Source organism: Prescottella sp. D32, from assembly GCF_037287305.1.
In the GTDB taxonomy this organism is placed as follows: Bacteria; Actinomycetota; Actinomycetes; order Mycobacteriales; family Mycobacteriaceae; genus Prescottella; species Prescottella equi.
Window position 1 is genome coordinate 285,728 of sequence record NZ_JARBSW010000005.1, and the last position, 24,704, is coordinate 310,431.

A 24,704-nucleotide genomic window follows, 5' to 3' on the forward strand; every position below is an offset into this window, starting at 1 on the left:
CCCACTGTCAATCCCGTCGAACCTCGATCAAACACGACGGCCGAGCGCGGGCAGGTCGACGCCCGCCAGGTCCGCCTGGATCTGCAGCGCCAGGTACTTGCTGTAATTGCGCACCAGCATGAAATTGCCGCCGTGGATCCAGAACCGGTCGTGGCCGGAGCGCCGCCACACCGAACGCAGCTCGCCCTCGTCGTCGAGCCCCCAGACCGGTCCGCAGGCGTCCGCGACCGCGTCACCGAGCACCCGGCGCGCGGTGTCGAGGATGCCGCGGAACCCGGTGGCGCACACGATGGTGTCGGCCGGGACGCGGGTGCCGTCCGACATCACCAGCCCGTCCGCGTCGAGCCGCTCGATCGTCCCGGAGACCAGCCCGATCCGGCCGTCCACGACCATCGGCGAGGCACCCACGTCGATGTAGTAGCCGCCGTTGCGGGTGAGGAACAGCATCATCACGCCGGTCCCGTCCGGTCCGCCGTCGTGCGTGAAGCCGCGGGCGGTGAGCCCGTCCAACAATTCGCGATCGTGCTCGGCGAGCATGCCCACACCCATCCGCAGTCCGGCGACGAACTGCGGATCCAGCCGGGCAGTGGCGGCGTCGAGCAGATCCGCGACCTCGGTGGGAATGTGCTCGGCGTACCTGCGGCGCGCCTGCCGCGCCAGCGCCTGCCCGCTGACCACGTGCGTGGGACCGCGCTGGACCAGCGTGACCTCGGCCCCTGCCTCCTGGAGGTCCTGGGCGATGTCGTGGCCGCTGTTGCCGGTACCGATCACGACCACCCGGGTACCGCGTCGCGCCGGATCGGTTCGGTACGCGCTCGAATGCAGCAGTTCCCCGGCGAAATCGTCGGCACCGGTGAACGCGGGCATCACCGGTTCGGTGCCGCTGAGCCCGGTGGCCAGCACCACGTGCTGCGGGTGCAGGGTGCGCCGGGTCCCGTCGCGGTCCACGACGACGGTCCACCGCCGACGGTCCGGGTCGAATGTCGATTCCACGACCTTGGTGCGGTTCCAGACGTCGAGTTCCATCGCCCGGGAGTAGATCTCGAGCCAGTCCCCCATCTTGTCCTTGGGCGTGAACACCGGCCAGTTCGCCGGGAACGGCAGCAGCGGGAGGTGGTTCGACCAGACCGCGTCGTGCAGCACCAGCGAGTCGTACCGGCCGCGCCAGTTGTCACCGACCCGATCGGCCCGGTCGACCAGCAGCGTCCGCACCCCCAGCACGCCGAGCTGAGCAGCGAGGGCCAGCCCCGAGTGTCCCGCGCCGATCACCAGAACGTCGGGATCGCCGTCGCGACAGTCGAGTTCACGCTCGCGGCGCGCCGACCAGTACTCGACCCGATCGGCGGGCATCTCGGTGCCCTCCGGCCGTCGAGCGCCGATCGCCGCCTCGCGCCCGGCCAGCGAGTCGAGCGCGGTGAGCAGGTTCCGGGCCCGCCACGCGCCGCCGTCGACCACCAGGCGTGCGACGCCACGCACGTGCCCGAGCCGGGTGTCGAAGCGGAACAACAGTTGGATCGAACCGGCACCGGCCGCGCCGGGGAGCAGGACCGGTGGCGCGGCCGGATCCAGCCGCTCGCCGGAGACCTGTTGTGCGCGGCCGACGTCGAGCACGGCGCCGATCCTCTCGGCGCCGTGCAGGCTGCGCAGGTCGCCGGTGAAGGCCAGCAGGTCGCGCCACCACAGATCGGTGTGCAGAACCTCCTCGGCTCCCGTACCCGCACGGAGCAACTCCGCGAACCCGGTCAGCCATTGCTGCGCCACCGCTGCGACGGCGGCGTCGTCCAGCTCCGGAGACTCCAATTGCATTGTCATCGAGACTCCTTCACTTTCAGCGGGTGGTGAATCCGGCGTCGACCTTCAGTTCGGTGCCGGTGACGTACCGCGCCTCCTCGGAGGCCAGGAACAGCACGGCATGAGAGACGTCCACCGGCTCCACCCACGGCACGGGGATCGCGTTGGCGCCCGCGAACAACGGGGCCACCTGTTCCTTGGAGGGGTGTTCGACGCCGGGCAGGAAGAGCCCGAAGCAGCGGTCGTTGATGATCATGTCGGTGTCCGTCGCGCCCGGGTGGACGGTGTTGACCCGGATACGGTGCCCGCCGAGTTCGCCGACGAGGGTGCGCATCAGTCCGACGACGGCGTGCTTGCTGGCCCCGTAGGCGGCGGTACGAGCCGCACCCTTGAGCCCGGCGGTGGAACTGGTGATGACGATCGATCCGCCGTCACCCTGCTCGATCAGGTGCGGGATGGCGGCCTTGCACGTGTGCCAGACGCCCTTCAGGTTGACGTCGAGGACGTCGTCCCACTCGGCCTCGGTGATCCGGTGCGCGGGTTCGCCGCTGATGAAGATGCCGGCGTTCGCCACCACGACGTCGATGCGGCCCAGCTCCGCGACACCGCGGTCGACCACCGCGCGCACGGCGTCGAAATCGCGGACGTCGGCCTTCTCGGCGACGATCCGACGTCCGAGGGCCTCGACCCCGCGCACCGTCTCGGCAAGGTCCTCGGCGGTGGCGGGCGGATAGAGCGGGGTGACGGTGTCGATACCGTCCGCGATGTCGAGGGCGATGATGTCGGCGCCCTCCTCCGCCAGCCGGAGCGCGTGACTGCGCCCCTGCCCCCGGGCCGCACCGGTGACGAACGCGACCTTTCCGGCTACCCGTCCTGACATGACGCCCCTTCCACGAAACCGGCAATTCGGTCCGAAAAGTAACGTCGATCACGTCGGGGCCTGCGGGAAGTTCCCGACCACCGGGACTTACCGTGTCCTGGATCACATGCGCTGCCGATCGGGTGAAGTTGACGGACTCGATCGATGCGTCAAGAACTCCGAATCACCCGCTCCTTCATCATGTCTCGGGACGACAAGCGGAGTGCGCGGCAGCTAGCTTCATGTCGCAACCTGCCACGTTCCGGGACGGTCGACCGTTCGGTCTCGGCATTCGTTGCAGTCCAATCGCATTCGTCCAAGGGGTAATCACATGGGATCTCTGTCCGCGCTCGACCTGCTCGGCTTCGCCTTCGGCAGCTTCGTCGACCTCTTCGTCAGCGAGAACGGTTCGATGAGCGAGCTCAACCTGTTCGCGGCCCTGAGCTGACGCACACGACCGCCAACCGAAACAAAAGAAGCCTCCCATCTGCAAGCAGATGGGAGGCTCTTTGGCGGTGGCGGAGGGATTTGAACCCTCGGTACGGGGTTACCGTACACAGCATTTCGAGTGCTGCACCTTCGGCCGCTCGGACACGCCACCGCCGAGAACTGTACCGGAGTCAGCGTTCAGCAAGAAATCGGCTGGTCAGCGCTACTTTCCGGTGAGTTTGTCCTTGACCGTCGAGGCGGCGTCCTTGACCTTTTCGCCCGCGTCCTTGACGGCGGACTGCACCTGATCGCCCTTGCCTTCGTTCTTCAGATCCTCGTCGTCGGTTGCCTTGCCGGCAGCCTCCTTGGCCTTGCCACCGAGGTCCTGAGCCTTGTTCTGGGCCTTGTCTCCGATTCCCACGAGTCACCTCCGTGAATCTGTGAATGACCATGCGGTCCCGGTGCCACACGAGCACCTACCTCCACGACACCACGATCTGCGCAATCGTGCCGGGGAACTTCGTCCGCCGAACGCCGAAAAAAAGACATTACACCTGGTCAGGGCATCAACGCTGGCCCTGAAAGAAACTTTCGAGAATGCCCGCGCACTCGCCCTCGAGCACCCCGCCGCGCACCTGGGGGCGATGGGTGAGCCGGCGGTCGCGCACCACGTCCCACAGCGAACCGACCGCGCCGGTCTTTGGTTCCCATGCCCCGAACACCACCCGCTCCACGCGGGCGAGCACCAGCGCACCCGCGCACATGGTGCACGGCTCCAACGTCACCGCCAGGGTCGCGCCCTCGAGACGCCAGCCGTCGCCGTGCACGCGGGCCGCCGCGCGCAGGGCCAGGATCTCGGCGTGCGCCGTCGGGTCGCCCGTGGCTTCCCGTGCGTTCGCGGCACGCGCGAGTTCGACGCCGTCCGCGTCGAACACCACGGCGCCCACCGGCACGTCGACATCCGAGGCCGCGGCCGCCGCGGACAGGGCGGCGCGGATCATCCGCTCGTCGTCTTGCAGGGTCACGCCGGACGCCGGGCGGTCAGCGGGGAAGCTTGTCGAGCGCGGCCGACAACTCCGACTCGAAACCGCAGCGCTGCGCGATCATCGTCAGCTGCTCGTCCGGGTACAGGTCGGTCTCGGCGAGAATCACACCGAGCACCGCGTCGGGCAGGCCCAGGTCGGAGAGCAGGCCGAGGTCGCCCTCCTCCCACGGCTCGACGTCGTCGAGCTCGTCCGGGTCGATGTCCGGGATCTCGACGTTGAGGGCATCGAGGACATCAGCCGCGACGTCGTAGTCGATGGCCGCCGTCGCGTCGGAGATGAGCAGCCGAGTGCCCGCGGGCGCGGGCCGGACGATGACGAAGAACTCCTCGTCGACGTCGAGCAGACCGAACACGGCACCGGAGCTGCGAAGCTCGAGCAGTTCCTTCTCCGCGACCCGCAGACTGGTGAGCGCATCGCCCGTCAAAGGGGTGCACTTCCAGCGGCCTTCCTCACGGACGACGGCGATACCGAAGCCGTCCAGATCCTCCATCGAGCCTGCGGAGGCGCTGTTGTTGTTCGCGCGCTGTGCACCCATGCGCGCAACGGTAGCCCGCGCGGTGCCGGTAACAGAAGTCCAGCGACGAATGTGCCAACCTGATGTGGTGTCTGATGCCGTCTCCGCACCGCCCGTCTGCATTCTCGGCCTGGGTTTGATCGGTGGATCGCTGCTCCGCGCGGCCGTCGCCGCCGGCCGCGACGGCTGGGGCTGGAACCGGTCCGCACCCACCGTCGGCGCCGCACGCGCCGACGGGTTCGACGCCGACACCGACCTGACTGCGGTGCTGCGCCGAGCCCGGGCCGCGCGCGCCCTGATCGTGGTCGCGGTGCCGATGCCGGCCGTCGACGCGACGCTCGCGGCCATCGCCGAGCACGCCCCAGACTGTCCGGTCACCGACGTCGTCAGCGTCAAGGCCGAGGTGGCCACGGCGGTCGCCCGGCACGGTCTGCAGGACCGGTTCGTCGGCGGGCATCCGATGGCCGGAACCAGCGAGTCCGGATGGGAGGCCGGCGACGCCGAACTGTTCCGCGACGCGGTGTGGGTGGTGAGCGCCGACGACGGGGTGGACCCGCAGGTGTGGTCGCAGGTGGTGCGGCTGGCGCTGGACTGCGGGTCGGTGGTGGTGCCCGCCGAGTCCGTCGAGCACGACGCCGCGGCCGCGCGGATCTCGCACCTGCCGCACGTGCTGGCCGAGGCGCTCGCGCTGTCCGGCGCGGCCGGGGGCGATCTGGCGCTGGGCTTGGCCGCCGGGTCGTTCCGCGACGGCACCCGCGTGGCCGGCAGCGCGCCGGCCCTGGTGCGGGCGATGTGCGAGGGCAACCGGGACGCGTTGCTGACCGCGCTGGACGAGACGCTGGACGTCCTCGCCCGGGCGCGCGCCGAACTGGCCGATCACGGCACCCTGGCCGGGCTCGTCGAGCCCGGCTTCGAGGCCCGTCGCCGCTACGAGGACCGCGAACGCTGGACGATCACCGGCATCGACCCCGGCTCCGAGAACTGGCGCGAGCGACTGCGCGACGCCGGACGCCGCGGCGGGGTGTTGCGGCCGTGAGCATACCGATGCTGCGGGACGTCGCCCAGTTGCTCGCCAAGAACGAGATGTCCGCCACCGAACACGTCCGCGCGACGCTCGACGCCCTCGACGGGCTGCTCGGGACGCCGTGGGAGAACCTCGTCGCGGCCCGCAACGACGACGCCGCGCTCGCCGCCGCGACGCGGGCGGACGAGGCGATCGCCGCCGGCGACTGGATCGGCCCGCTGCACGGCATCGCGGTGGCCGTGAAGGACAACATCGACGTCGCCGGGATGCCCACGCGCTGCGGTAGCGCGGTACTCGCCGATGCCCCGCCGGCCGCGAACGACGCCCGGATCGTCGCGCGCCTGCGGGAAGCGGGCGCGATCGTCGTCGCCAAGACGCACCTGCACGAGTTCGCGTACGGCCCGACGGGCGCGATCAACGCTTCCGGTCCGGCCGCACACCCGCACGACCCGAACCTCGTTCCGGGCGGCTCGTCGTCGGGGTCGGCGGCACTGGTCGCCAAGGGCGTCGTCCCGGTCGCGATCGGCACCGACACCGGCTGCAGCACAAGAACTCCCGCGTCGCTGTGCGGCATCGTCGGGATGAAGCCGAGCTTCGACGCGCTCCCCACGTCGGGGGCGTTCCCGCTGTCGACGACGTTCGACCACATCGGTCTACTGGCCGCCGACGTGCTGGACGTCTCGCTCGCGTGGGGTGCGCTGCCCGGCATCGCGCACGTGCGTACCCCGGTCGCCGGTTTGCGGGTGGGCCGGCTGCGCGGCGACAACTGGGACGTCGCCGATCCGGCGATCGCGGCCGCCGTCGACGCCGCCTGCCGGGCGCTGGTGGACGCGGGCGCCGAGGTACTGGACGTCGAACTGCCCGAGACCGAGCAGTTCCTCGCGGCGTACCCGATCATCACGGGTTCGGAAGCGTACGAGACGCACCGGCAGTGGTTCGAGCACAGCCCCGAGCTGTATCAGCCGGCCACCGCCGCACTGCTGGCCGCGCAACGCGACCGTCCCGCCGTCGAGTACCTGCACGCCGCCCGCACCGTCGAACGCCTTCGCCGCCAGGCTCTTTCCCGGCTAAGCGGCGAGCTGGGGCTGGACGCACTGGTCACCGCGACCACTCCTCTGCGCGCGGTCTCCCAGGAGCAGGCGCTCTCGGCGGATCCGGCGGTGGCCCGAACCCCGTTGCTGCGCATGTGCATCCCGTTCAACGCGCTCGGCATTCCGGCCATCTCGGTACCGGCACCGGGGGTGGAGGGCGATCCGATCGGCATCCAGGTGATCGGGCTGCCGACCACGGCCGGCGGGCACGGGTCGCACCCCGCGGAGTCCGCGGCCCTGGCCTGCGCGCTCGCGGTCGGCTGACCTCTCGCCCGTCAGGCGGACCACACCCCCTTTGCCGGGCTCACACCCGCTCTCGACAGCGAACACATGTGTGAACCGGGGAACCCGTGTGTGATTCCGACGGAAAGCGACTGTGCCGCGGCGGGGTGACCCGTCAGATCCGCTCGGCCAGCCCCGGGTAGTCGAGCACGAAACCGTCCGCGTCGACCTTGATGGACGACGACGACACCGGCGAGAGCACATGGATGCCGTCGGCGCCGCTGCTGTAGGTGAGCGAGGCCTCCTGCACCGCGAGGTCGGGCAGATTGACGTACACGACGGGGACCTGGATGTCCTCGGACTCGTGCTGCAGGCCGAAGCGGCGGATGGGCAGGGTGTTGAAGAACGGGCTCAGCACGACGTCGACGTCCTTGGCTCCGGCGAATCCGGACCGCAGGTGCGTGGTGCCGGTCTCGACCATCCAGACGCCCTCCTCGTCGCGGCTGATCGACATGTGCCGCTCCCCCGCGGCGAGGGCGGTGTGCAGCGACAGTCGGCGGGTGACCCCGTTCTCGTCGGTCACCAGGTCGTAGGACGCGCTGAACGCGGGATGTTCGGGGCACGCGCCACCGACGATGCGGCCCGTGGCCTTGATCCGGTTCCCGCTCATCTGCACGCGCACGGACTCCATGCGGGGCGCGGAGTGGGCACGCCACGTCAGAACGGCAGGCCAGTGCGACGCAGGACTCGGATTGCTCACGGCTTCTACGTTAGGCGACGACGGCCGTCCAGGCGGGGACGGCGGGTGAGATTGGTTCGCCCGCGTCGTCATTCGGACAATTCGACCTGTTCGCGTTCGAGGACCGAGATGCGGCGCGAGAACACCACCAGCGCGCTCAGGCCCACCGCGACGTTGATGAGCGCGCCGAACTCCTCGGCGACGAAGTTGAAGATCTCCGTCAGCAGGATCGTCACGAGCGCCGCGATCCGGAGCATCCGCACCGGCCAGATCCGGCCGCCGCGCAGTCGGGCAATCGCGACCCAGCACAGCACGAACGCGACGGTCGACCCGCACATCTGACCGATCGTGGTGATGTCGGTGCCGGTACCGCCCTCGAGATCCTCGGCGAGCGTGACGATCGCATTGACCACGCCGGCCGTGGAGAACAGGGCGAGAGCGACCGCCGCAACCCACACCGCGCGCGGGCCGTCGAACACTCGGGAGAGGTGCACGCGCAGCCACGTTCCGGTGGCGTCGAGCCGCCCGTTGCGGCGCGGCGCGCACCGCGACAGCAGGTCCTCGACGCCCGCGATCGCGCCCGGGTCGACGCCCGCCGCCGCAGCCCGCCGCAACTGCCGCCGCGCCCGCGCGAGACGCTCCGGGGTGAGGCCGTGGATCAGGCCGTCCGCTGCGGTGCCGGCGGCATTGGCGAGGTCTTCCGCCGCGGACTGCGTGCGGTTGTCGTGGATCCAGCGGTTGACCAACAGCAGCGCCACGACGACGACGTACATGATCGCGACGGAGGGCTGGAAGAAGTAGTCGTTGGTCTGGGTGACGAATTTGCCGACCTCGTCGAGGAACAGCCCGAAACCGATGCCGCCGGCCACCACCGCGACCATCCGCGGCAGCGCGCCCAGGAACGAGAAGACCACCACGAGCGCGACGACCATGCCGAGGCCGCCCCACAGCGCGTGCGCGATGTGCAGCGTGGAACCACCGATCTGGGGGTACCCCGTCGCGTGCAGGTAGGCGCGTGTGACGAGGATCGTGAGGATCCCGATGACGACGAACGCCTCGACCAACGCACCGGCCTGGGCATCACGCAACAGTCTCGGATTCCGAACCCTGGACGCCCGTTCGGGTGGCGTGCTGATTGTCGCCATGCGGCGCAAACCCTTTCGGTCGTCGTCGACGGCCGGCGCCGGCGACGGGGTACGAAGACTCTTTACATTCCCTCACGGTGGCCGCAAGGTTGAGGGTGAGTCCACCGAGAGTGCGGACGAGTCCGAACCAGATAGCTGTGTGCAGAGATTTGGAGGATAGGACATGACCGAAGGTTGGGGACGCATGGACAGTCCCTTCGACGACATTTTCGCGAGGTTCTTCGGATCGGGACTGTCGTCCCAGCCCCCGGTGCAGCGCGTCGATCTCGGGCGGTTGCTCAACGACGACGCCCGGCGCCTCATCGCCACCGCGCGCGACGCGGCGAGCGAATGGGGGAACAGTGAGATCACCCCCGAGCACCTGCTGTACGCGGCGGCGCAGAACGATCCGACGCGTGGCGTGCTCAGCAGCATCAATCTGGACCCGGACGAGTTGGCGTCGAAGATGGCCGCGCACCTGGACAAGCACGGCACGCCGAAGACGACACCCGGTGCACCCAGCCTCAGTCCGGCGGCCAAGCTCGCACTCCGGACGGCGCAGCAGCAGGCCAGCGAATCCGGCAGCAGCTACATCGGCCCCGAGCACATCCTGATCGGCATCGCCGCGAACTCCGAGAGCCCCGCCGGCAAGGCGCTGCTCGGCGCCACCATCGAAGGCGAGAAGTCGTCGGCGCCGCCGAGTTCCACGCCGACGCTCGACGAGTACGGCCGCGACCTCACCGCCGAGGCCCGCGCCGGCAACGTCGACCCCGTGGTGGGGCGCGCCAAGGAGGTGGAGCAGACCATCGAGATCCTGTCCCGCCGCCGCAAGAACAATCCGGTCCTCATCGGCGATCCCGGTGTCGGCAAGACCGCGATCGTGGAAGGTCTCGCGCAGCGCATCGTCAACGGCGACGTGCCGTCGACGCTCACCGACCGACGCGTCGTGGCGCTCGACGTCGGCTCGCTCGTCGCGGGCACCAAGTACCGCGGTGAATTCGAGGAGCGGTTGACGAAGATTCTCGACGAGGTCAAGGCGCACTCGGATGAACTGGTGCTGTTCATCGACGAGCTGCACACCATCGTCGGCGCCGGAGCGGGCGGCGAGGGTGCGATGGATGCCGGCAATCTACTCAAGCCGGCGCTGGCCCGCGGTGAGCTGCACGCCATCGGCGCCACCACCATCGACGAGTACCGCAAACACATCGAGAAGGACGCCGCGCTCGAACGCCGTTTCCAGCCGGTGCTGGTCGCGGAGCCGTCGGTGGACGACACCATCGAGATCCTGCGCGGTCTCGTCGACAGCTACGAGGCGCACCACCAGGTGCACTACACCGACGAGGCGCTCGTCGCGGCGGCCGAACTGTCCGACCGCTACATCACCGACCGGTTCATGCCCGACAAGGCAATCGACCTCGTCGACCAGGCCGGGGCCCGCGTGCGGCTGCGCACCCGCACACCCGACGTCGACACCCGTGCCGCGGAGGAGGAGATCGCCCGGCTCAAGCGGGAGAAGGACTCCGCCGTCGGGCAGGAGGACTACGAGCGCGCCAACGCCCTCAAGCGGCAGATCACCGAGGCCGAGGAACGCCTGGGCGAGACGGCGGAGGAGACCACCCCGGAGGTGACCGTCGAGGACATCGCGCACGTCGTGTCGCGGCAGACCGGAATCCCGGTGGCAGACCTGACGTCGGAGGAACGCGAGCGGCTCATGAAGCTCGAGGACGTCCTGCACGCCCGGGTGATCGGGCAGAACGAGGCCGTCACCGCGGTGGCGGAGGCGGTACGCCGGTCCCGGGCCGGGCTGTCCGACCCGAACCGTCCCATCGGCTCGTTCCTGTTCCTCGGACCCACCGGTGTCGGCAAGACCGAGACCGCGAAAGCGTTGGCGGAGGCCGTGTTCGGCGACGAGGGCCGGATGATCCGATTCGACATGAGCGAGTTCCAGGAGAAGCACACCGTCTCCCGCCTCGTCGGCGCCCCGCCCGGATACGTCGGCTACGAGGAGGCCGGTCAGCTCACCGACAAGGTGCGGCGGCAGCCGTATTCGGTGGTGCTGTTCGACGAGGTCGAGAAGGCCCATCCGGACGTGTTCAACGTGCTGCTGCAGCTGCTCGACGACGGCCGCGTCACCGACGCGCAGGGCCGCACCGTCGACTTCAAGAACACCATCGTGATCCTCACCAGCAACATCGGCTCCGATCTGATCCTCGGCGCGAAGGGTGAGGACGTCGAAGACCTGGTGCCGACGCTGATGGAGCGGCTGCGGGCGCACTTCCGGCCCGAGTTCCTCAACCGGATCGACGAGACCATCGTCTTCCACCGCCTCGACCAGACCGAGCTGCGGCAGATCATCGAGCTCATCCTCGACGGCACCCGACGCCAGCTGCACGCGCAGAACGTCGAACTCGACATCACCGAGGAGGCCGTCGACTGGCTGGCCGACAAGGGCTACCAGCCGGAGTTCGGCGCCCGGCCACTACGGCGGACCATCCAGAAGGAGCTCGACAACCGGCTCGCCGGGCTGCTGCTGTCCGGCGAACTCGAACCGGAGGACATCGTGAGGGTGTCCGCGAACGGCGGCCTCGAACTCGGCGTCGTGCATCCCGGCAAGGGTGAGGGCTCGTTGCCGACCGAACCGGAGAAGGCGTCGTCGGACACCTGATCTCCCGCTCGTGCACGGCGCTCGGCCGGATCATCCGGCCGAGCGCCGTGCTGTAGGAACTCCTCGCACCGCGTCAGCATGACCGGTTTGGACTCTTGACGAGTTCCGGTACCTGCCGACTCGTGCATCCCACTCTTGCGGCTTCCGCGATCCCGAAAGGATCGCAGAGTGCCCCGCTTCCCTCATCACGCGTTCGCTTGTTCACCTGTGCTGCCCTTTTCGTCTGCACACCGCCGCTCCCCACTCAGATCGCCCATTCGAAAGTGGGGAGGTCACCTTCCGTGCACTTCGTTGCGCGAGCGCGCGAGCCGAGATCGACCTCCAACGGCGGGTGTTGTCGCTGCAGGGTGCAGGGATCGAGCGCGGCCGATGCTCACATCCAGGCCGCGTTTTCGCATTTGTCAGTGGCGTCTGCTTATATCTGAGCAGATACTTCGGAGCATTCACCTCGAAAAGGACAGCCTCAGGGTGGATGCCCTATTAAGTTGAACTGAATCCCTCTGCGCGCAGGCGACTTCGCCGTGCGACAGAAACATGACACCGATGGAGAACCCGAGTATGAACATGCCTCCGCCTGGATATGCCCCCTACCCGGCGATGCCCGAGCAGCCGATGAAGCAGAAGAACACCATAGGTTTGATTGCTGTCATCACGGCGGCGGCCGGCTTCGTCTTCGCGTGCATTCCTGGCGCCCTCATCGTGGGGTGGGTCCTGCTCCCAATCGCTTTCATCCTCGGCATCGTGGGGCTATGCCAATCCGGCAAAGTCAAAGGCACAAGCATTGCTGCGGTTATCGTCGCGGTCGTTGGCACCATTGTCGGTTTCATCGTCTTCTTCGCCGTGGTCACAGATGCTGTCGACGACGCATTCAGTGAATCAGATCTGTCGGCAGTCGAACCCAACTCCGGCGGTGGGTCCGTGACAAGCGGCAACAACGAAGGCGCCATGGGCAGCCGGGAGAACCCCCTTCCGATCGGCGCGATGGTCGTCAACAACGATTGGAACATCGTCCTCGGCACTCCCCGCGAGGCCGGCAGTGAGGTCAGCGCCGAAAACCAGTTCAACGACGCTCCGAAGCCAGGAATGGAATTCTGGATCGTGCCGGTCACGGCGACATATACCGGTGATGACACTGGGACCGCATGGGTCGATCTGACAATCAAGTTCGTCGGCTCGGATAACAAGGCGTACAGCGACAGGTGCGGCGTGATCCCCGATAATCTCAACGATGTGGACGAGGTCTATCCCGGCGGTGTCGCGGAGGGGAACACCTGCGTCGCTGTTCCTGCCGGAGCCGACGGACTGTGGTCGGTATCTGCAGGTTTCACGGGTAAGCCCAGCTTCTTCACCGCCCGCTAATCCTGCGCTCCGCATTCGACTGTGTTCGGCCCGAAGCCACGTCAGGCTTCGGGCCGAGCCTGTTTGCTGCGTGGCACCGGGAGATGCTCGAGCTCCCACTCAGCGATCACTCTGGCGTCGTGGGCCAGCTGATGCCGGCCGAGATGATGTCGCAATCCGCGATAGCGGCTAGCCCGTCAGGCGCTCGTGTTGTAGGCGGTCCGGGCAGCCTTGACGAGCTCACGTACCGCGCCGGTCGTGTGATCGATGTTCAGCGGCGGCGCCCACCGCCCGATGACAGCGGGCTCGACGGCTCGCGCGGTGGCGTGCTCACACCAGGTCAAGCGCAGGTGTGCGCGCATCCAGTCGGTGAGCCGCTCCTCGTCCTCGGCGATCAGCACGACACGATCGGTGCGCTCGGTGCGATACCCCTGTTCAGTCAGCAGTAGCCCGGCGACTGTCCGGCGCAGGGTCGAACTTCCACTGCGCCGCATATGGTTACTGATGATGCGGCGCCGGAGGTTCGAAGCGAGCCCGACATAAAGCAGGCGTAGATTCCGCTCGCGTGAGTGAGCGGGACCAGGCAGGCTCGGTAGGACGGTGGGGGCCGCCCACCACGCGTACAGCCCCGAGGTTGAAGGCAGCTCGGTCAGGTCGTCGAGTGTTTGGGTGGCAGCACTCAACGCAGTGATCGCCGCCGCCGCGCCGAGTGAGTCAGAGACGGTCGTCATGTGCGGGTCTTTCGTTCGATCGGAGCCGACACTCGAGTCCGGTGCGGCCTTCATCATGGCGGTCCCGGCCGGTGCCTGTCGGGGAATCGCCCAGCAACCTCACAGGTACCGCATTCCGAAGCCGGCGCGTTCACCGATGCCGAAAGGCGGTCATTGTGCGGGCGACGACCGAGTCGTGCCAGAGGGTGACAATGCGCCGCATCACGGTCGGCGAGCCTGCCTTCATCCCATCATCACCCCGTCCACCACGGCAGCGCTGCTACAGAGAGTGTGACGCGGCAACGCCGGAGGACTCGAGTAACGTGCTCCTGTATCTGTGCGTGAGGAAGGGTGCTGTGACGTCGACGGGGAACATGGTGGGGCTGTTCGCCGGCATCGGCGGGGTGGAGTTGGGGCTTCGCAGCCACGGCTGGGAGACCGAGCTGCTGTGCGAGATCGACCCGGGCGCCCAGCAGGTTCTGCGTACCCGGTTCGCGGACGTCGAGTTGCACGGTGACGTCACCCGGCTGCGCTCGCTGCCGCAGCGCACGGAATTGGTCGCCGCGGGTTTCCCGTGCCAGGACCTGTCCCAGGCCGGCAGGACGGCCGGCATCACCGGCGCCCGCTCCGGCCTGGTCGACGAGGTGTTCCGTCTGGTCAAGCGCAAGAAAGGGCCGCGCTGGCTGCTGATCGAGAACGTCCCGTTCATGCTCAACCTCTCCCGCGGTGCCGCGATGCGGCACATCACCGACGCGCTCGAGGACCTCGGCTACACGTGGGCGTACCGGGTGGTGGATGCCCGGGCGTTCGGGCTGCCGCAGCGCCGCCAGCGGGTGCTGATGTTGGCCTCGCGGACCGACGACCCCCGCGAGGTGCTGTTCGGGCAGGATGCGGGCCTGCCCGACGAGGGCGACCCGTCGCAGTTCCCGTGCGGCTTCTACTGGACCGAGGGCATCCGCGGGCTCGGCTGGGCCGTCAACGCGGTGCCCACGCTCAAGGGCGGGTCGACGGTGGGGATCGCCTCTCCCCCGGCGGTACGGCTGCCGTCGGGTGAGATCGTGACGCCCGGCCTGATCGACGCCGAACGCCTGCAGGGCTTCGACCCCGACTGGACGGCCCCGGCCACCGAACTGAAGGGCATCCGCAACGGGCACCGCTGGCGCCTGGTCGGCAACGCGGTGAGCGTGCGGATGGCCGAGTGGGTGGGCGGACGCCTCGTCGACCGCATCGCGTACAGCCTGGACCACGAGACCCCGCTGAAGCCGGGCGACGCGTGGCCCAGCGCGGCGTGGGGCCGCAACCGGCAGGCGTTCCGGGTGCACGAGTCGCACTGGCCGGTGCAGGAACCGTACGAGGACCTCAGCGGTTTCCTCGAGCACTCGCAGCTGCTGTCCGCGCGCGCGACGGCCGGGTTCCTCAAGCGCGCCCGCACCGGCAGCCTGCGGTTCGTGCCCGGTTTCCTCGACGACGTCGAGAGCCACCTCGACCGGATGGGCGGCTACCCCGAAGCGGTTGCCTGATCGCGGTGCGAGGATGGTGTCGATGCCCTCGACCGATCCCCTGACCAGCGCCCGGATGCGGGCGCAACGCCGCCGCGACACCGCGCCGGAGGTGGCACTGCGCCGAGAACTGCACCGCCGCGGGGCCCGGTTCTTCGTCGATCGGGCACCGCTACGCGGGTTGCGACGGCGCGCCGACCTGGTGTTCCCCCGCCGCCGCGTCGCGGTCTACGTCGACGGTTGCTTCTGGCACAGTTGCCCACAGCACGCCACCTCCCCGAAGAACAACGCGCAATGGTGGGCGGACAAGTTGGCCGCCAACGTCGTTCGCGATCGCGACACCGACACCCGGCTCGCGGACGCGGGCTGGACGGTGGTGCGGATCTGGGAACACGAGGACCCGACGGAAGCGGCGGATCGGGTGCAGGCGGCACTGCGGCCCGCGTGATCGGTCGGTCTCGAATCGGCCGCGAAACCGGTGTGGACGCCGTGAGTTTCCTAGGCTCGTCGACATGAGGATCCTCGTCGCCGGCGCCGGGGGCGTCGTCGGACTGCCGCTGACCCGGGAACTGATCGCGCAGGGCCACGCCGTGATCGGCACCTCGCGCAATCCGGACTCCCGTCCCGAACTGCACGACGCCGGTGCCACCGTCGTCCGGATGGACGCCTTCGACCTCGCGTCGGTGGAGCACGCGATCGCCGAGGCGCGCCCCGACGCGGTGATCCATCAGCTCACCGACCTCTCCGCCGTCGACCTCGAGGCCAACGCCGAACTGCGCATCGTCGGCACCCGCAACCTCGTCGACGCGATGCGCCGATACGGCGTGCAGCGCCTGATCACCCAGAGCATCGCGTGGCTCTACGCCGACGGCGACGGCCTGGCCGACGAGACGGTGCCGCTGCGCGAGGCCACCGGACCCAGCGCGCGCACCATCGAGGGCGTGGTCGCGATGGAGCACACGGCCAGGGAGATCCCGGACCACGTGATCCTGCGCTACGGCAAGCTGTACGGCCCCGGCACGTGGTACTCCCCGGACGGCGATTTCGGCCGTGCCGCCCGGGACGGGGTGTTCAGCGGCAACGGAATCGAGAGCTTCCTGCACATCGCCGACACCGTCGCTCCCACCGTCGCCGCACTCGGCTGGCCCGCAGGCATCGTCAACGTCGTCGACGACGAACCGGCCGGTCCGGACCAGTGGCTGCCGGTGTTCTGCCGCTGGGTGGGCGGACAGACCCCGACCGGGCTGAGCCCGGGGGCGGGCCGCGGCGCGTCGAACGTCAAGGCGCGCAACCTCGGCTGGGTGCCGAAGTATCCGTCGTGGCGGATGGGGATGTCGGGCTGACGCGGGCTGCGGGCGACCGTCGGCGGTCATCCGAGCGAGCGCAGGTAGACGAGTGTGGCCTGCACTCGCCGATCGCCGTCCTCCAACGGCAGTTTGGAGAAGATGGATCCGATGTGCTTGCGCACCGCCGCCTCGGACACCGTCAGCCGCTGCGCGATGCCGGTGTTGGTGTGCCCCTCGGCGACCAGCGCGAGCACCTCCCGCTCGCGCGGGGTGAGTGCCGCGAGTGGGCCCCGACTCCTGGTCGCCTTCACGAGTGCCCGCACGACGTCCGGATCGATGATCGCCTCGCCGCGCGCCACCCGGGCCACCGCGTCGAGGAACTGGCGGACGTGACCGACACGCTCCTTGAGGAGGTACCCGACCCCGCCCTCCGCGTCGTCGTCGAGAAGCTCGTCCAGATACGCCACCGAGACGTACTGGGACAGCACGACGATGGGCAGTGCGGGCTCCCGCTTCCGGATCGCGGCGGCCGCCCGCAACCCGTCGTCCGTGTTGGTCGGCGGCATCCGGACATCGGTGACGACGAGGTCCGGCCGGTACGCCTCCCACGCGTGCAGGAGCGTCGGGGCGTCCCCCACGGCGGCGCACACGTCGTGTCCGGCGGAGGCGAGCACGCTCTCCACTCCCGCTCTGAGCAGCGGGCTGTCCTCGGCGAGCACGATCCGCAGCGGCCGTTCCGTCGATGTCACACCGGGCACTCCATCCGGATCGTCGTCGGTCCCCCGACGGGGCTTGTCACGGCGAGGGTTCCATCGACGGCGCCGACGCGACCGCGCAGCCTGTCGAGGCCGCGCCCGGCGGCGAGCTGTGCGCCCCCGACGCCGTCGTCGGCGACGGTCAACACCCACGTGCCGCCGACGCGGCCTCCGCGGACCGTGACGTGCCGCGCCCGAGCGTGCCGAACCGCGTTCGTCAGGGCCTCGGACACCAGCACGTACGACATGTGCTCGACGGGCGCGGGCAGCCGCCGATCGGACAGCCCGTCGAGTCGGACGTCGACGTCCAGCGGGACGTCCGCGACCAGATCCGCGAGCGCGGGAGCGAGCCCCCGCTCGATCAGCGCCCGCGGGGAGTACCCGAGCAGTACGGCGCGCAGTTCGGCGAGCGTCTCGTCCACCTGACGATGCGCGTCGGCGGCGAGCCGGCCGGCGGGCCCGTCCGCGTCGGCGGCCTCCGCCAACCCGAGGCTCATCGACAGCGCGACCAACCGGTGCTGGACCCGGTCGTGCAGTTCCGATTCGAGCAACGCCCGCTCGGATCCCTCAGCGTCGAGCAGCGCCGATCGCGTCGTCTCCAGTCGGGCGGCCTCGAGACGCCACGGGTCGGCATCGAACCCGAGCAGCAGTCGGGCCAGCTGCGCCTCCGCAGCCGCCCAACCACCGGCGACCACCGCCAGAAGGGCGAGAACCACCACGCCGCACAACGCCAGTCCCCAAGCACCCGATACGGTTTCGACGGTCCATGCGCCGAGGTCGAAGCGGTCGTCCCGCACGACGAGAGGTGCCGCGAGGAGCACCCCGACGATCACGACGGCGAACACCGCCAGGAGAGCGGCGACACCGCCGGAGACCGCCGCCGCCAGCACATAGGCCACGTGCCGCACGGTCGGCACCCGCTGCTCGTCGGCGGAGGTCCGCACCTCCGCGTCCGCACGTTCCGCGACCGACGGGTCGATCAACCGCAGCCGCGCGCAGTGCGCTCGCAGCATCGGCTCCCACAACGCCGTGCGCAGTCGCCGCGTGAGCCCCAGCAGCAGAACCGGGACGATGCCGATCACAGTGGCGCACGAGAGGATGCCCGCGACGACGAGGCACGCGAGTGCCCGCCACGGCCACCGGGTACCGAGGTAGCGCGGGCCGGTGCGCAGGGCCGCCCCGACACTGTCCGTCACTGCTCCACCCCCGCCTTCCGACGCTCACGCATGATCGACGCTGCCACGATGCAGAGAACGACCGGTACGTACGCAGCGCACATCAGGAGGGTAGCGGCACTCGCGTGACCGCCCGAGCCCACGAAACGCTCGAGGCCGACGGCCACCACCAGGTTGCTGCCGCCGTGCAGGATCGCGGGCGGCCACACCGATCGGCTCCGGCTCCACAGCCAACCGATCACGAATTCCAGGAGCACCGACAGCGGCAGCCACAACAGCATCGCGACGACGGCGTCGCTCGCGGTGCCGCCGGACCCGAAGTACCCCACCCAGGGCAGCGGCCAGTGCCATACCCCCCAGATCAGGCCGGTCGCGAACGTCGTCGCGACCGGCCGGCCCGGCACCAACCGGTCACGCAGGTAGGCGGTCCAACCGAACTCTTCGCCCCAGAAGATCGGCGCAGCCACCACCGGCACCACCAGCGCGAACCCCACGAACAGCAGATCGTCCCGCCCGAACTGCCACGCGGCGACGTCCCACACCCCAGTGGCCGCCGCCAACGCCGACGCGGTCGCGAGGATCCCGATCGGCAGCAGCGCGGCGATCACGTAGGAGGTCCAGGCAGCGGACAGACGTGGCCTCAGCCCCGCGTCCGCGAACCCTTCGCGGGTGATCCAGCGGCGCGTGACGATCGCGGCGAGCGCGGGCACGAATGCCGCGGTGAGCAGTTGGACGATCGGGTCGTCGAGGGAGTATCCGGCCGCCCAGACGATCGCCCACGGAATCCAGGACGCCCCGAAGGCGAGGGCGAGGAACCAGCCGACTCCGCGCCTGCGCACGCAACGGTCGCGGTCGGTTACGGATGTCGGAACGGGCGGTGCAGTTGTCATGCCTCCACTTCACGGCGTGCAGCCGCGAATCGCTGTAGCCCACAGGACCGTCTCGGGGTGGCGTGTGCGCTACCCCGGGACGGCCACCGAGAGACGGTGTGGCGTGATCGAAATAGCTCAGATCATTACCTTTCGTTTACCTCACGACCACTGGGTAGCCACAGCCCCTGCCTAGCCTTCGCGGCATGAATCTCCGTCGGGTACTGACCACCCTCGCCGTCACTTCCCTCACCGCCCTGCCCCTCGCCGCGTTGACCCCGGCCACCGCGTCCGCCACCGGCAGCCTCGATTGGAGCGGCTCGCTGGGCAGCACCGGTTCGAAGCCCGATGCAGTCTTCGACGTCCAGGCTCACCGCGGTGGCCTGGGCCTGTTCACCGAGAGCAGCCTCGAAGCGTTCGCCAACGCGCTCGAAATGGGCGTCACCACACTCGAACTCGATACCCAGATCACCGAGGACGGCATCGCCGTCGTGACCCACGACCGCAAGATCTCGAACAAGAAGTGCCAGGACACCGCGCCCGTCACGGCCGGCGACCCCGAGTTCCCGTATGTCGGCAAGTTCATCAAGGACCTGACGCTCGCCCAGATCCAGACCATGGACTGCGGTTCACTGCAACTGGCTGACCACCTCGAGCAGCAGACCGTCCCCGGCGCGAAGATCCAGACGCTGGCTGCGGTGTTCGACCTCGTCGAGTCGTACAACGCTCCGGACGTGAAGATGAACATCGAGACCAAAGTGGAGGCCGGCGCACCGTCCGAGACCGCTCCCCGCGAGAAGTTCGTCCGTACCGTCCTGGACACGATCCGCGACGCCGGCATGCTCGATCGGGTGACGATCCAGAGTTTCGACTGGGGCGCATTGATGCTCACCCGCGATCTCGAGCCGTCGGTACCCACCGTCGCGCTCACCAACGGTGACTTCCTGCAGGTCGGCAAGGACGGCGCCTCGCCCTGGCTGGGCGGACTCGACATCGACGACTTCGGCGGCGATGCGATCGCGGCGATCGCCACGTTCGGGGCGTCCGCATACTCCCCCGTGCAGGGAAACCCGCAGGGCGGCAAAGTCTCCGATCCCGGCTTCACCCTGTACGTGACAAAGGAGATGGTCGAAGCAGCACATGCCCGTGGCATCGATGTCGTCCCGTGGACCGTCAACGACCCCGAGACCATGCACGTGCTGATGGACCTCGGGGTGGACGGAATCATCACCGACCGGCCGGACCGTCTGCGCACCGTCCTCACCGAGCGCGGCCTGGAGTTGCCTGCCCCGGCCGCGAAGAATTAGGCCGCCGAGGCGAAATCGATGCCTCCGTCGAGTAATCGGCGGAGGCATCGTCGGCTTTCTCGGTACCATCGGTAACGGACTGTCCGCCCGTGCGCCGCCGCCGGACGGGTATCCGGACGCGCTGCCCGGCAACTCGCCCGCCTCTGCGCAAGCTCTGCGCCGACCCGATCGGGAGAGACCAGAGCAGGAAGGAGCATTTCATGAATGCCGATGTTCCCCAATCGACTCCCCCGCCGAAGGTCGGAGATTTCGACGCGCTCTATCGCGGGGACTTCGCCGCCGTCAATGCCGACGCCGAGCCGACCGCTCCCGGATTCACGTTCGATCGGGTGCCGTGGGACATCGGCGAGGCCCAACCGGCGGTGCGGGCGCTCGAGTCGAGCGGCCAGTTCGCCCGCGAGGTGCTCGACATCGGTTGCGGACCGGGCGAGAACGCGCTCTTCCTCGCCTCGCGCGGCTATCGGGTGTGGGGACTGGACGCCGCACCCGCCGCGATCGACATCGCCCGCGAACGCGCCCGACAGCGCGGCATGGAGCGTGGGGTCGATTTCGAGGTGGCCGACGCGACGGATCTGTCCGACTATGCCGACCGATTCGTGTCGGTCATCGACAGCGCGCTCTACCACTGCTTCCCCGAGGACCAGCGCCACCGCTACGCGGCGTCGTTGTTCGGGGCGTGCCGCCCGCAGGCCCGCCTGCACGTGGTCTGTTTCTCGGACCGGGTGCCGGACGGCTTTCCCGGGCCGTACCGCATCACCGAGGACAATCTCCGGGACACTCTCACCGCGGCGGGATGGACGGTGCAGCGCATCGAACCGACCACCTACACCACGGCCTTCACTCGGGACGAGATGACGACGCAGCCCGGTTCCCCGGTCGCCGCGGCCGCTGCGGACATGCAGGTCGACGACCGTGGCCGGCTGCTCGTGCCGGCCTGGCTCGCGACGGCCGAACGCACTTGAGCGCCCTGCGCACGGTGGCCCTGGAACTGGCCCCGCCGGAGCAGACCGCGTCGGCGGTCGAGGCGGCACGGGCCGTGGCCGAACGTTGTCACGAGCACGGACTGCTCGAGCGTCTCGGGCATGTGCTGGTTCCCGGCATCATCCCCGAGGACGGGGCGCGACCGGTGCCGCTGACCCCGCGAATGGACATTCTGGACGTCTGGACCGCGCTCCGGGCCGCGCTCGCGCCCGTGTCGGGTCTGTGCACCCAGGTCACCGTCTTCGAGACCGAATCGGCGCTGGCCGACCGGGTCCGCAAACTCGTCGGTGCCGGGATGGACGGTGTCGTCTTCGTCGGCAAACCGCACGGGTCCCCGGTCGCCGACACGCCGGGGCCAACGCCACAGGAGGCGCTCACCCGCTTCCGGGGCCAGGTCGCGCACCGCGGTGTGGTCCTTATGCCCACACGCCGCGGCGAACTCGATCGGTTCGAGACCAAGTGCGCGCACGGCGCGACGTTCGCGCTCACCCAAATGCTCTACTCCGACCGGATCGTCGGATTCCTCCGCGCCTTCGCCGCCCGCTCCGAACACCGCCCGGAGATTTTGTTGTCGTTCGGCTTCGTCCCCGGCGTCGAGACGCGGGTTCGCCTCATCGACTGGCTCCTCCACGACGACGGCAACGCCGACGTGGCACCGGAGCAGGCATTCGTCGCGCGCCTCGCCGCGAGGTCACCGCAGCGGCGCCGCACCGACCTCGTGGACCTCTACCGTCGGATCCTCGACGGCGTCGGCGACCTCGGGTTCCCGCTGAGCGTGCACCTGGAAGCGCCGTACGGACTCTCCGATTCCGCGTGCGAGACCTTCAGCGCGCTGCTCGACCACTGGTCGCCGCTGCAGGCGGTGCGATCGTGACCGCCCCTCGACTCGGTCTCGACGAGGCCCGCGCCCACCTGGCGTCACAACCGTTCAGCGTGCTGCTCGGTGCCCGACTGGTCTCGTTCGACGAGTACGGCGCCGTGCTCGAGGTCGATGCCCGACCGGACCTGCTGCAGCAGAACGGTTTCCTGCACGGCGGGGTGCTCGCCTATGCCGCCGACAACGCGCTCACCTACGCGGCCGGGACGGCCCTCGGGCCGGGTGTGCTAACGGGAGGGATGACGATCGAGTACGTGCGCCCGGCGCAGGGCCGCACGCTGCGCGCCACCGCGCGGGTCACCCATGCCGGGCGCCGCCGCGCAGTGTGCACGTGCAGCCTCGAGATGATCGCGGACGACGGCAGCCCCCGCTTGTGCGCCGTCGCCCAGGGCACGGTACTGCCGGTGACCGCACCTTGAAGCGAAAGCCGTTGCCTAGCTGTCCCGTCCGGGGATTCGTCCGGCGAGGATCGTGTCGACCACGTCGTCGCCGAGCTCCTGACGCAGCCGCTGCTGCACGTCGGGGGCCCGGCGCAGGTGGGCGCCGCCGTCGACGGTGACGAAAGTTCCGGTGGCCCAGGACGACTCCGGGCCGGCGAGGAAACGGATAGCTCCGGCGATGTCGGCCGGGACCCCGAGGCGGCCGAGCGGCGTCTGTTCCAGGAAGGCGGCGGGCCTGTCACCCTCGAAGCTCGCGGCCACCTTGGGGTTGTCGGGCGAGTTCACCAACCCCGGCCTGATGCAGTTGACACGGATCCCGAGGTGCCCGAATTCGTCAGCGGCCGTGCGGACGAGTGCTTCGAGACCGGCCTTGCCGGCGCAGTAGCCACTCATGTACGGGAAGCTCTGGGCGGCGATCACCGACGACGTGAACACCATGGACCCGCCGCCGGCCGCGGCCATTGCAGGGACGCACGCCCTGATCGCGACGAACGCGCTGGTGATGTTGATCCGCAGTTCGTTCGTGAAGCTCTCCGCGTCGCCCAGCAACAACGGCGTCGTGCTACCGCGACCGACGGTGCTGACGCAGATGTCCAAGCCGATGTCCCCACTCGCGTGCGCGACGGCCGCGGCCACGTCGTCCTCGACCAACGAGTCTCCGGCGATGTGCCGGACGGATGCACCGGCCGGCGCCACCGCCGCGAGTTCGGACGCGAACGCCGCGATGCGCGCCTCGTCCCGGCTCATGATCGTGACCGATGCCCCGTCGGCGAGCAGTGCCCGGGCGCCGGCGCCGCCGATGCCCCCTGCACCACCGATGATCAGTGCACTCTTCCCGTGCAGGGGCAGGGTCTGGCTGGATGTCTGCGTCATGCGGCCGAAGCTGGATCGGCGGCGCCGGTCGCATCCCGCGGATGACCGTTGAACGAGATATTTCGACTAGAAAATTCGCGATGAGACGGGTCAGTAGCCGGCCGCCGGGTCGATCTGCGCCGCCAACTCGTCGCCGCCGACGAAGCGTCGCACGTTCTCCGCGACGTGATCGGCGAAAGCGGCCGAGCGGACCGACGGCGGATTCGAGTCGTGCGGGGTGATGATCGCGTTCGGCAGCGCCCACAGCGGATGACCGTCGGGCAAGGGTTCCGGGTCGGTCACGTCGAGTCCCACGCCGCCGATCCGACCGTCCCGCAAAGCGTCCACGACCGCGTCGGTGTCGACCAGCGGACCCCGCGCCACGTTGATCACCCACGACCGGGGCCCCAGCTTCGCGAGCTGCGGAGCCCCGACGAGGTGCCGCGTGTCGGCGGTGGCCGGAGCCGCGACGACGACGTGGTCGACACGGCCGAACACCTCGTCGACCCGGTCGGCGGTGACGACCTCGGCGGCGCCGGGCACCTCCCGGCCGGAGCGGTTGACCGCGACGACCGTCGCACCCACCGCGGTGAGCATCGGGATCATCGCGCGACCGATCCCGCCGGCGCCGACGATCGCGACCCGGGCCCCGCGCAACGTGCCGACCTTGTCGAAGAACTCCCGCTGCCGCCATGTGGTGGCGGCCAGGTGCTCGGGCAGCGCCCGCACCCCCGCCAGCAACAACGTGAAGGCGTGCTCGGCGACGGTCGCGGCGAATGCGCCTGCCGCCGACGTCCACACCACGTCGGGGTGCCGCTGGATCACCCCGGCATCGAACCAGTGCTCGACGCCGGCCGAGTGCAGCTGCACCCAGCGAATCGAGTCGGGCAGCTCCGCCGGGAAGCGCGCCGTGTCGTCGCCGGCCCAGACGAGCGCCTCGGCGTCGGCCAGGTCGACGACGCGGCCACCGCCGCGGACCACGGCGTCCACGAGCAGGTCGTCGGGCGCGGGTCCCAGCGCGATGGGCGTCGGCGTCGTCGTCACGGATTCTCCTCACACGGCACGACCCGGGCGTCCGGATCTCGGTCCGAGGCTAGGCGTCCTCGCATCG

The 24,704-nt window shown here is 69.4% G+C and carries 24 protein-coding genes and 1 tRNA gene; 11 read left to right on the plus strand and 14 right to left on the minus strand.

From position 1 onward, the window contains the following. Nucleotides 1-27 precede the first annotated feature (27 nt). From PSS76_RS20595 to PSS76_RS20620, 6 genes are all read right to left on the minus strand, one after another. Nucleotides 28-1,812: a flavin-containing monooxygenase gene (locus tag PSS76_RS20595; RefSeq protein WP_337456590.1), complete on the minus strand. Its 1,785-nt coding sequence runs from the start codon at nucleotides 1,810-1,812 to the stop codon at nucleotides 28-30. Nucleotides 1,813-1,828: 16 nt separating this feature from the next. After that, nucleotides 1,829-2,671, minus strand: a complete 843-nt coding sequence (locus PSS76_RS20600; RefSeq protein ID WP_005516186.1) for a mycofactocin-coupled SDR family oxidoreductase — start codon at nucleotides 2,669-2,671, stop codon at nucleotides 1,829-1,831. A 489-nt stretch (nucleotides 2,672-3,160) separates the two neighbouring features. Then, a tRNA-Ser gene (locus tag PSS76_RS20605) sits at nucleotides 3,161-3,251 on the minus strand. 51 nt (nucleotides 3,252-3,302) lie between these two features. Continuing rightward, a complete protein-coding gene (locus PSS76_RS20610; RefSeq protein WP_005516188.1) occupies nucleotides 3,303-3,500 on the minus strand; it encodes a CsbD family protein in 198 nt (65 codons plus the stop codon). Nucleotides 3,501-3,645: 145 nt separating this feature from the next. Further along, the gene (locus PSS76_RS20615) at nucleotides 3,646-4,104 is read right to left on the minus strand and encodes a nucleoside deaminase (protein WP_005516189.1); all 459 of its coding nucleotides are present in this window, start codon (nucleotides 4,102-4,104) and stop codon (nucleotides 3,646-3,648) included. Nucleotides 4,105-4,120: 16 nt separating this feature from the next. After that, nucleotides 4,121-4,660, minus strand: coding sequence for a tRNA adenosine deaminase-associated protein (locus PSS76_RS20620; protein WP_005516190.1), 540 nt, complete (start codon nucleotides 4,658-4,660; stop codon nucleotides 4,121-4,123). Between the two features lie 49 nt (nucleotides 4,661-4,709). Between PSS76_RS20620 and PSS76_RS20625 the strand changes: the two genes are divergently transcribed. Together PSS76_RS20625 and PSS76_RS20630 are read left to right on the plus strand one after the other, a co-directional pair. Beyond that, complete coding sequence (locus tag PSS76_RS20625) at nucleotides 4,710-5,675, plus strand: prephenate dehydrogenase (RefSeq protein WP_337456591.1); 966 nt, start codon at nucleotides 4,710-4,712, stop codon at nucleotides 5,673-5,675. Between the two features lie 8 nt (nucleotides 5,676-5,683). Then, complete coding sequence (locus PSS76_RS20630; protein WP_337456604.1) at nucleotides 5,684-7,018, plus strand: amidase; 1,335 nt, start codon at nucleotides 5,684-5,686, stop codon at nucleotides 7,016-7,018. Between the two features lie 133 nt (nucleotides 7,019-7,151). Here the strand turns inward: PSS76_RS20630 and PSS76_RS20635 are convergent, their stop codons facing one another. Further along, nucleotides 7,152-7,736: a putative glycolipid-binding domain-containing protein gene (locus tag PSS76_RS20635; protein WP_080559291.1), complete on the minus strand. Its 585-nt coding sequence runs from the start codon at nucleotides 7,734-7,736 to the stop codon at nucleotides 7,152-7,154. A 68-nt stretch (nucleotides 7,737-7,804) separates the two neighbouring features. Further along, nucleotides 7,805-8,860, minus strand: coding sequence for a hypothetical protein (locus PSS76_RS20640; protein WP_081188080.1), 1,056 nt, complete (start codon nucleotides 8,858-8,860; stop codon nucleotides 7,805-7,807). Between the two features lie 163 nt (nucleotides 8,861-9,023). Here PSS76_RS20640 and PSS76_RS20645 point away from each other — a divergent pair, with 163 nt between their 5' ends. Next, complete coding sequence (locus PSS76_RS20645; RefSeq protein WP_106850855.1) at nucleotides 9,024-11,504, plus strand: ATP-dependent Clp protease ATP-binding subunit; 2,481 nt, start codon at nucleotides 9,024-9,026, stop codon at nucleotides 11,502-11,504. Nucleotides 11,505-12,101: 597 nt separating this feature from the next. Beyond that, entirely contained in the window at nucleotides 12,102-12,863 is a 762-nt protein-coding gene (locus PSS76_RS20650; RefSeq protein WP_081263898.1) for a hypothetical protein, read from the plus strand. 176 nt (nucleotides 12,864-13,039) lie between these two features. On the opposite strand, the gene PSS76_RS20655 is transcribed toward PSS76_RS20650, so the two are convergent. Next, the gene (locus tag PSS76_RS20655) at nucleotides 13,040-13,573 is read right to left on the minus strand and encodes a GIY-YIG nuclease family protein (RefSeq protein ID WP_064058555.1); all 534 of its coding nucleotides are present in this window, start codon (nucleotides 13,571-13,573) and stop codon (nucleotides 13,040-13,042) included. 335 nt (nucleotides 13,574-13,908) lie between these two features. Between PSS76_RS20655 and PSS76_RS20660 the strand changes: the two genes are divergently transcribed. From PSS76_RS20660 to PSS76_RS20670, 3 genes are all read left to right on the plus strand, one after another. Beyond that, nucleotides 13,909-15,072, plus strand: a complete 1,164-nt coding sequence (locus PSS76_RS20660; RefSeq protein ID WP_337456592.1) for a DNA cytosine methyltransferase — start codon at nucleotides 13,909-13,911, stop codon at nucleotides 15,070-15,072. A gap of 22 nt (nucleotides 15,073-15,094) precedes the next feature. Continuing rightward, on the plus strand, nucleotides 15,095-15,499 hold the full coding sequence (locus tag PSS76_RS20665) for a very short patch repair endonuclease (RefSeq protein WP_337456593.1): 405 nt from the start codon (nucleotides 15,095-15,097) through the stop codon (nucleotides 15,497-15,499). Nucleotides 15,500-15,563: 64 nt separating this feature from the next. Beyond that, the gene (locus tag PSS76_RS20670) at nucleotides 15,564-16,394 is read left to right on the plus strand and encodes an NAD-dependent epimerase/dehydratase family protein (RefSeq protein WP_005516203.1); all 831 of its coding nucleotides are present in this window, start codon (nucleotides 15,564-15,566) and stop codon (nucleotides 16,392-16,394) included. A 26-nt stretch (nucleotides 16,395-16,420) separates the two neighbouring features. On the opposite strand, the gene PSS76_RS20675 is transcribed toward PSS76_RS20670, so the two are convergent. The 3 genes from PSS76_RS20675 to PSS76_RS20685 are packed head-to-tail and all read right to left on the minus strand — an operon-like array spanning nucleotide 16,421 to nucleotide 19,106. Beyond that, nucleotides 16,421-17,086, minus strand: a complete 666-nt coding sequence (locus PSS76_RS20675) for a response regulator transcription factor (protein WP_005516204.1) — start codon at nucleotides 17,084-17,086, stop codon at nucleotides 16,421-16,423. Then, on the minus strand, nucleotides 17,083-18,288 hold the full coding sequence (locus PSS76_RS20680; protein ID WP_084848650.1) for a sensor histidine kinase: 1,206 nt from the start codon (nucleotides 18,286-18,288) through the stop codon (nucleotides 17,083-17,085). The genes PSS76_RS20675 and PSS76_RS20680 overlap by 4 nt, the downstream gene beginning before the upstream one ends. Then, on the minus strand, nucleotides 18,285-19,106 hold the full coding sequence (locus PSS76_RS20685) for a CPBP family intramembrane glutamic endopeptidase (RefSeq protein ID WP_231814147.1): 822 nt from the start codon (nucleotides 19,104-19,106) through the stop codon (nucleotides 18,285-18,287). Before PSS76_RS20685 ends, PSS76_RS20680 begins: the two co-directional genes overlap by 4 nt. A gap of 236 nt (nucleotides 19,107-19,342) precedes the next feature. Here PSS76_RS20685 and PSS76_RS20690 point away from each other — a divergent pair, with 236 nt between their 5' ends. The 4 genes from PSS76_RS20690 to PSS76_RS20705 all read left to right on the plus strand — a co-directional run bounded on the left by PSS76_RS20690 (nucleotide 19,343) and on the right by PSS76_RS20705 (nucleotide 22,720). Beyond that, nucleotides 19,343-20,443, plus strand: coding sequence for a glycerophosphodiester phosphodiesterase family protein (locus tag PSS76_RS20690; protein ID WP_084924798.1), 1,101 nt, complete (start codon nucleotides 19,343-19,345; stop codon nucleotides 20,441-20,443). 200 nt (nucleotides 20,444-20,643) lie between these two features. After that, the gene (locus tag PSS76_RS20695; RefSeq protein WP_337456594.1) at nucleotides 20,644-21,405 is read left to right on the plus strand and encodes an SAM-dependent methyltransferase; all 762 of its coding nucleotides are present in this window, start codon (nucleotides 20,644-20,646) and stop codon (nucleotides 21,403-21,405) included. Next, the gene (locus PSS76_RS20700; RefSeq protein WP_081265033.1) at nucleotides 21,402-22,298 is read left to right on the plus strand and encodes a mycobacterial-type methylenetetrahydrofolate reductase; all 897 of its coding nucleotides are present in this window, start codon (nucleotides 21,402-21,404) and stop codon (nucleotides 22,296-22,298) included. Before PSS76_RS20695 ends, PSS76_RS20700 begins: the two co-directional genes overlap by 4 nt. Next, nucleotides 22,295-22,720 (plus strand): PaaI family thioesterase, encoded by a 426-nt coding sequence (locus tag PSS76_RS20705; protein ID WP_013414568.1) that lies wholly within the window; start codon nucleotides 22,295-22,297, stop codon nucleotides 22,718-22,720. Before PSS76_RS20700 ends, PSS76_RS20705 begins: the two co-directional genes overlap by 4 nt. A 15-nt stretch (nucleotides 22,721-22,735) precedes the next feature. Here PSS76_RS20705 and PSS76_RS20710 read toward each other — a convergent pair whose 3' ends face one another. Then, nucleotides 22,736-23,614 carry an SDR family NAD(P)-dependent oxidoreductase gene (locus tag PSS76_RS20710; protein ID WP_064058550.1) on the minus strand — a complete coding sequence of 293 codons (879 nt, stop codon included), beginning with the start codon at nucleotides 23,612-23,614 and terminating at the stop codon, nucleotides 22,736-22,738. Between the two features lie 90 nt (nucleotides 23,615-23,704). Further along, nucleotides 23,705-24,637, minus strand: a complete 933-nt coding sequence (locus PSS76_RS20715) for a D-isomer specific 2-hydroxyacid dehydrogenase family protein (RefSeq protein ID WP_013414566.1) — start codon at nucleotides 24,635-24,637, stop codon at nucleotides 23,705-23,707. Between the last annotated feature and the right edge of the window lie 67 nt (nucleotides 24,638-24,704).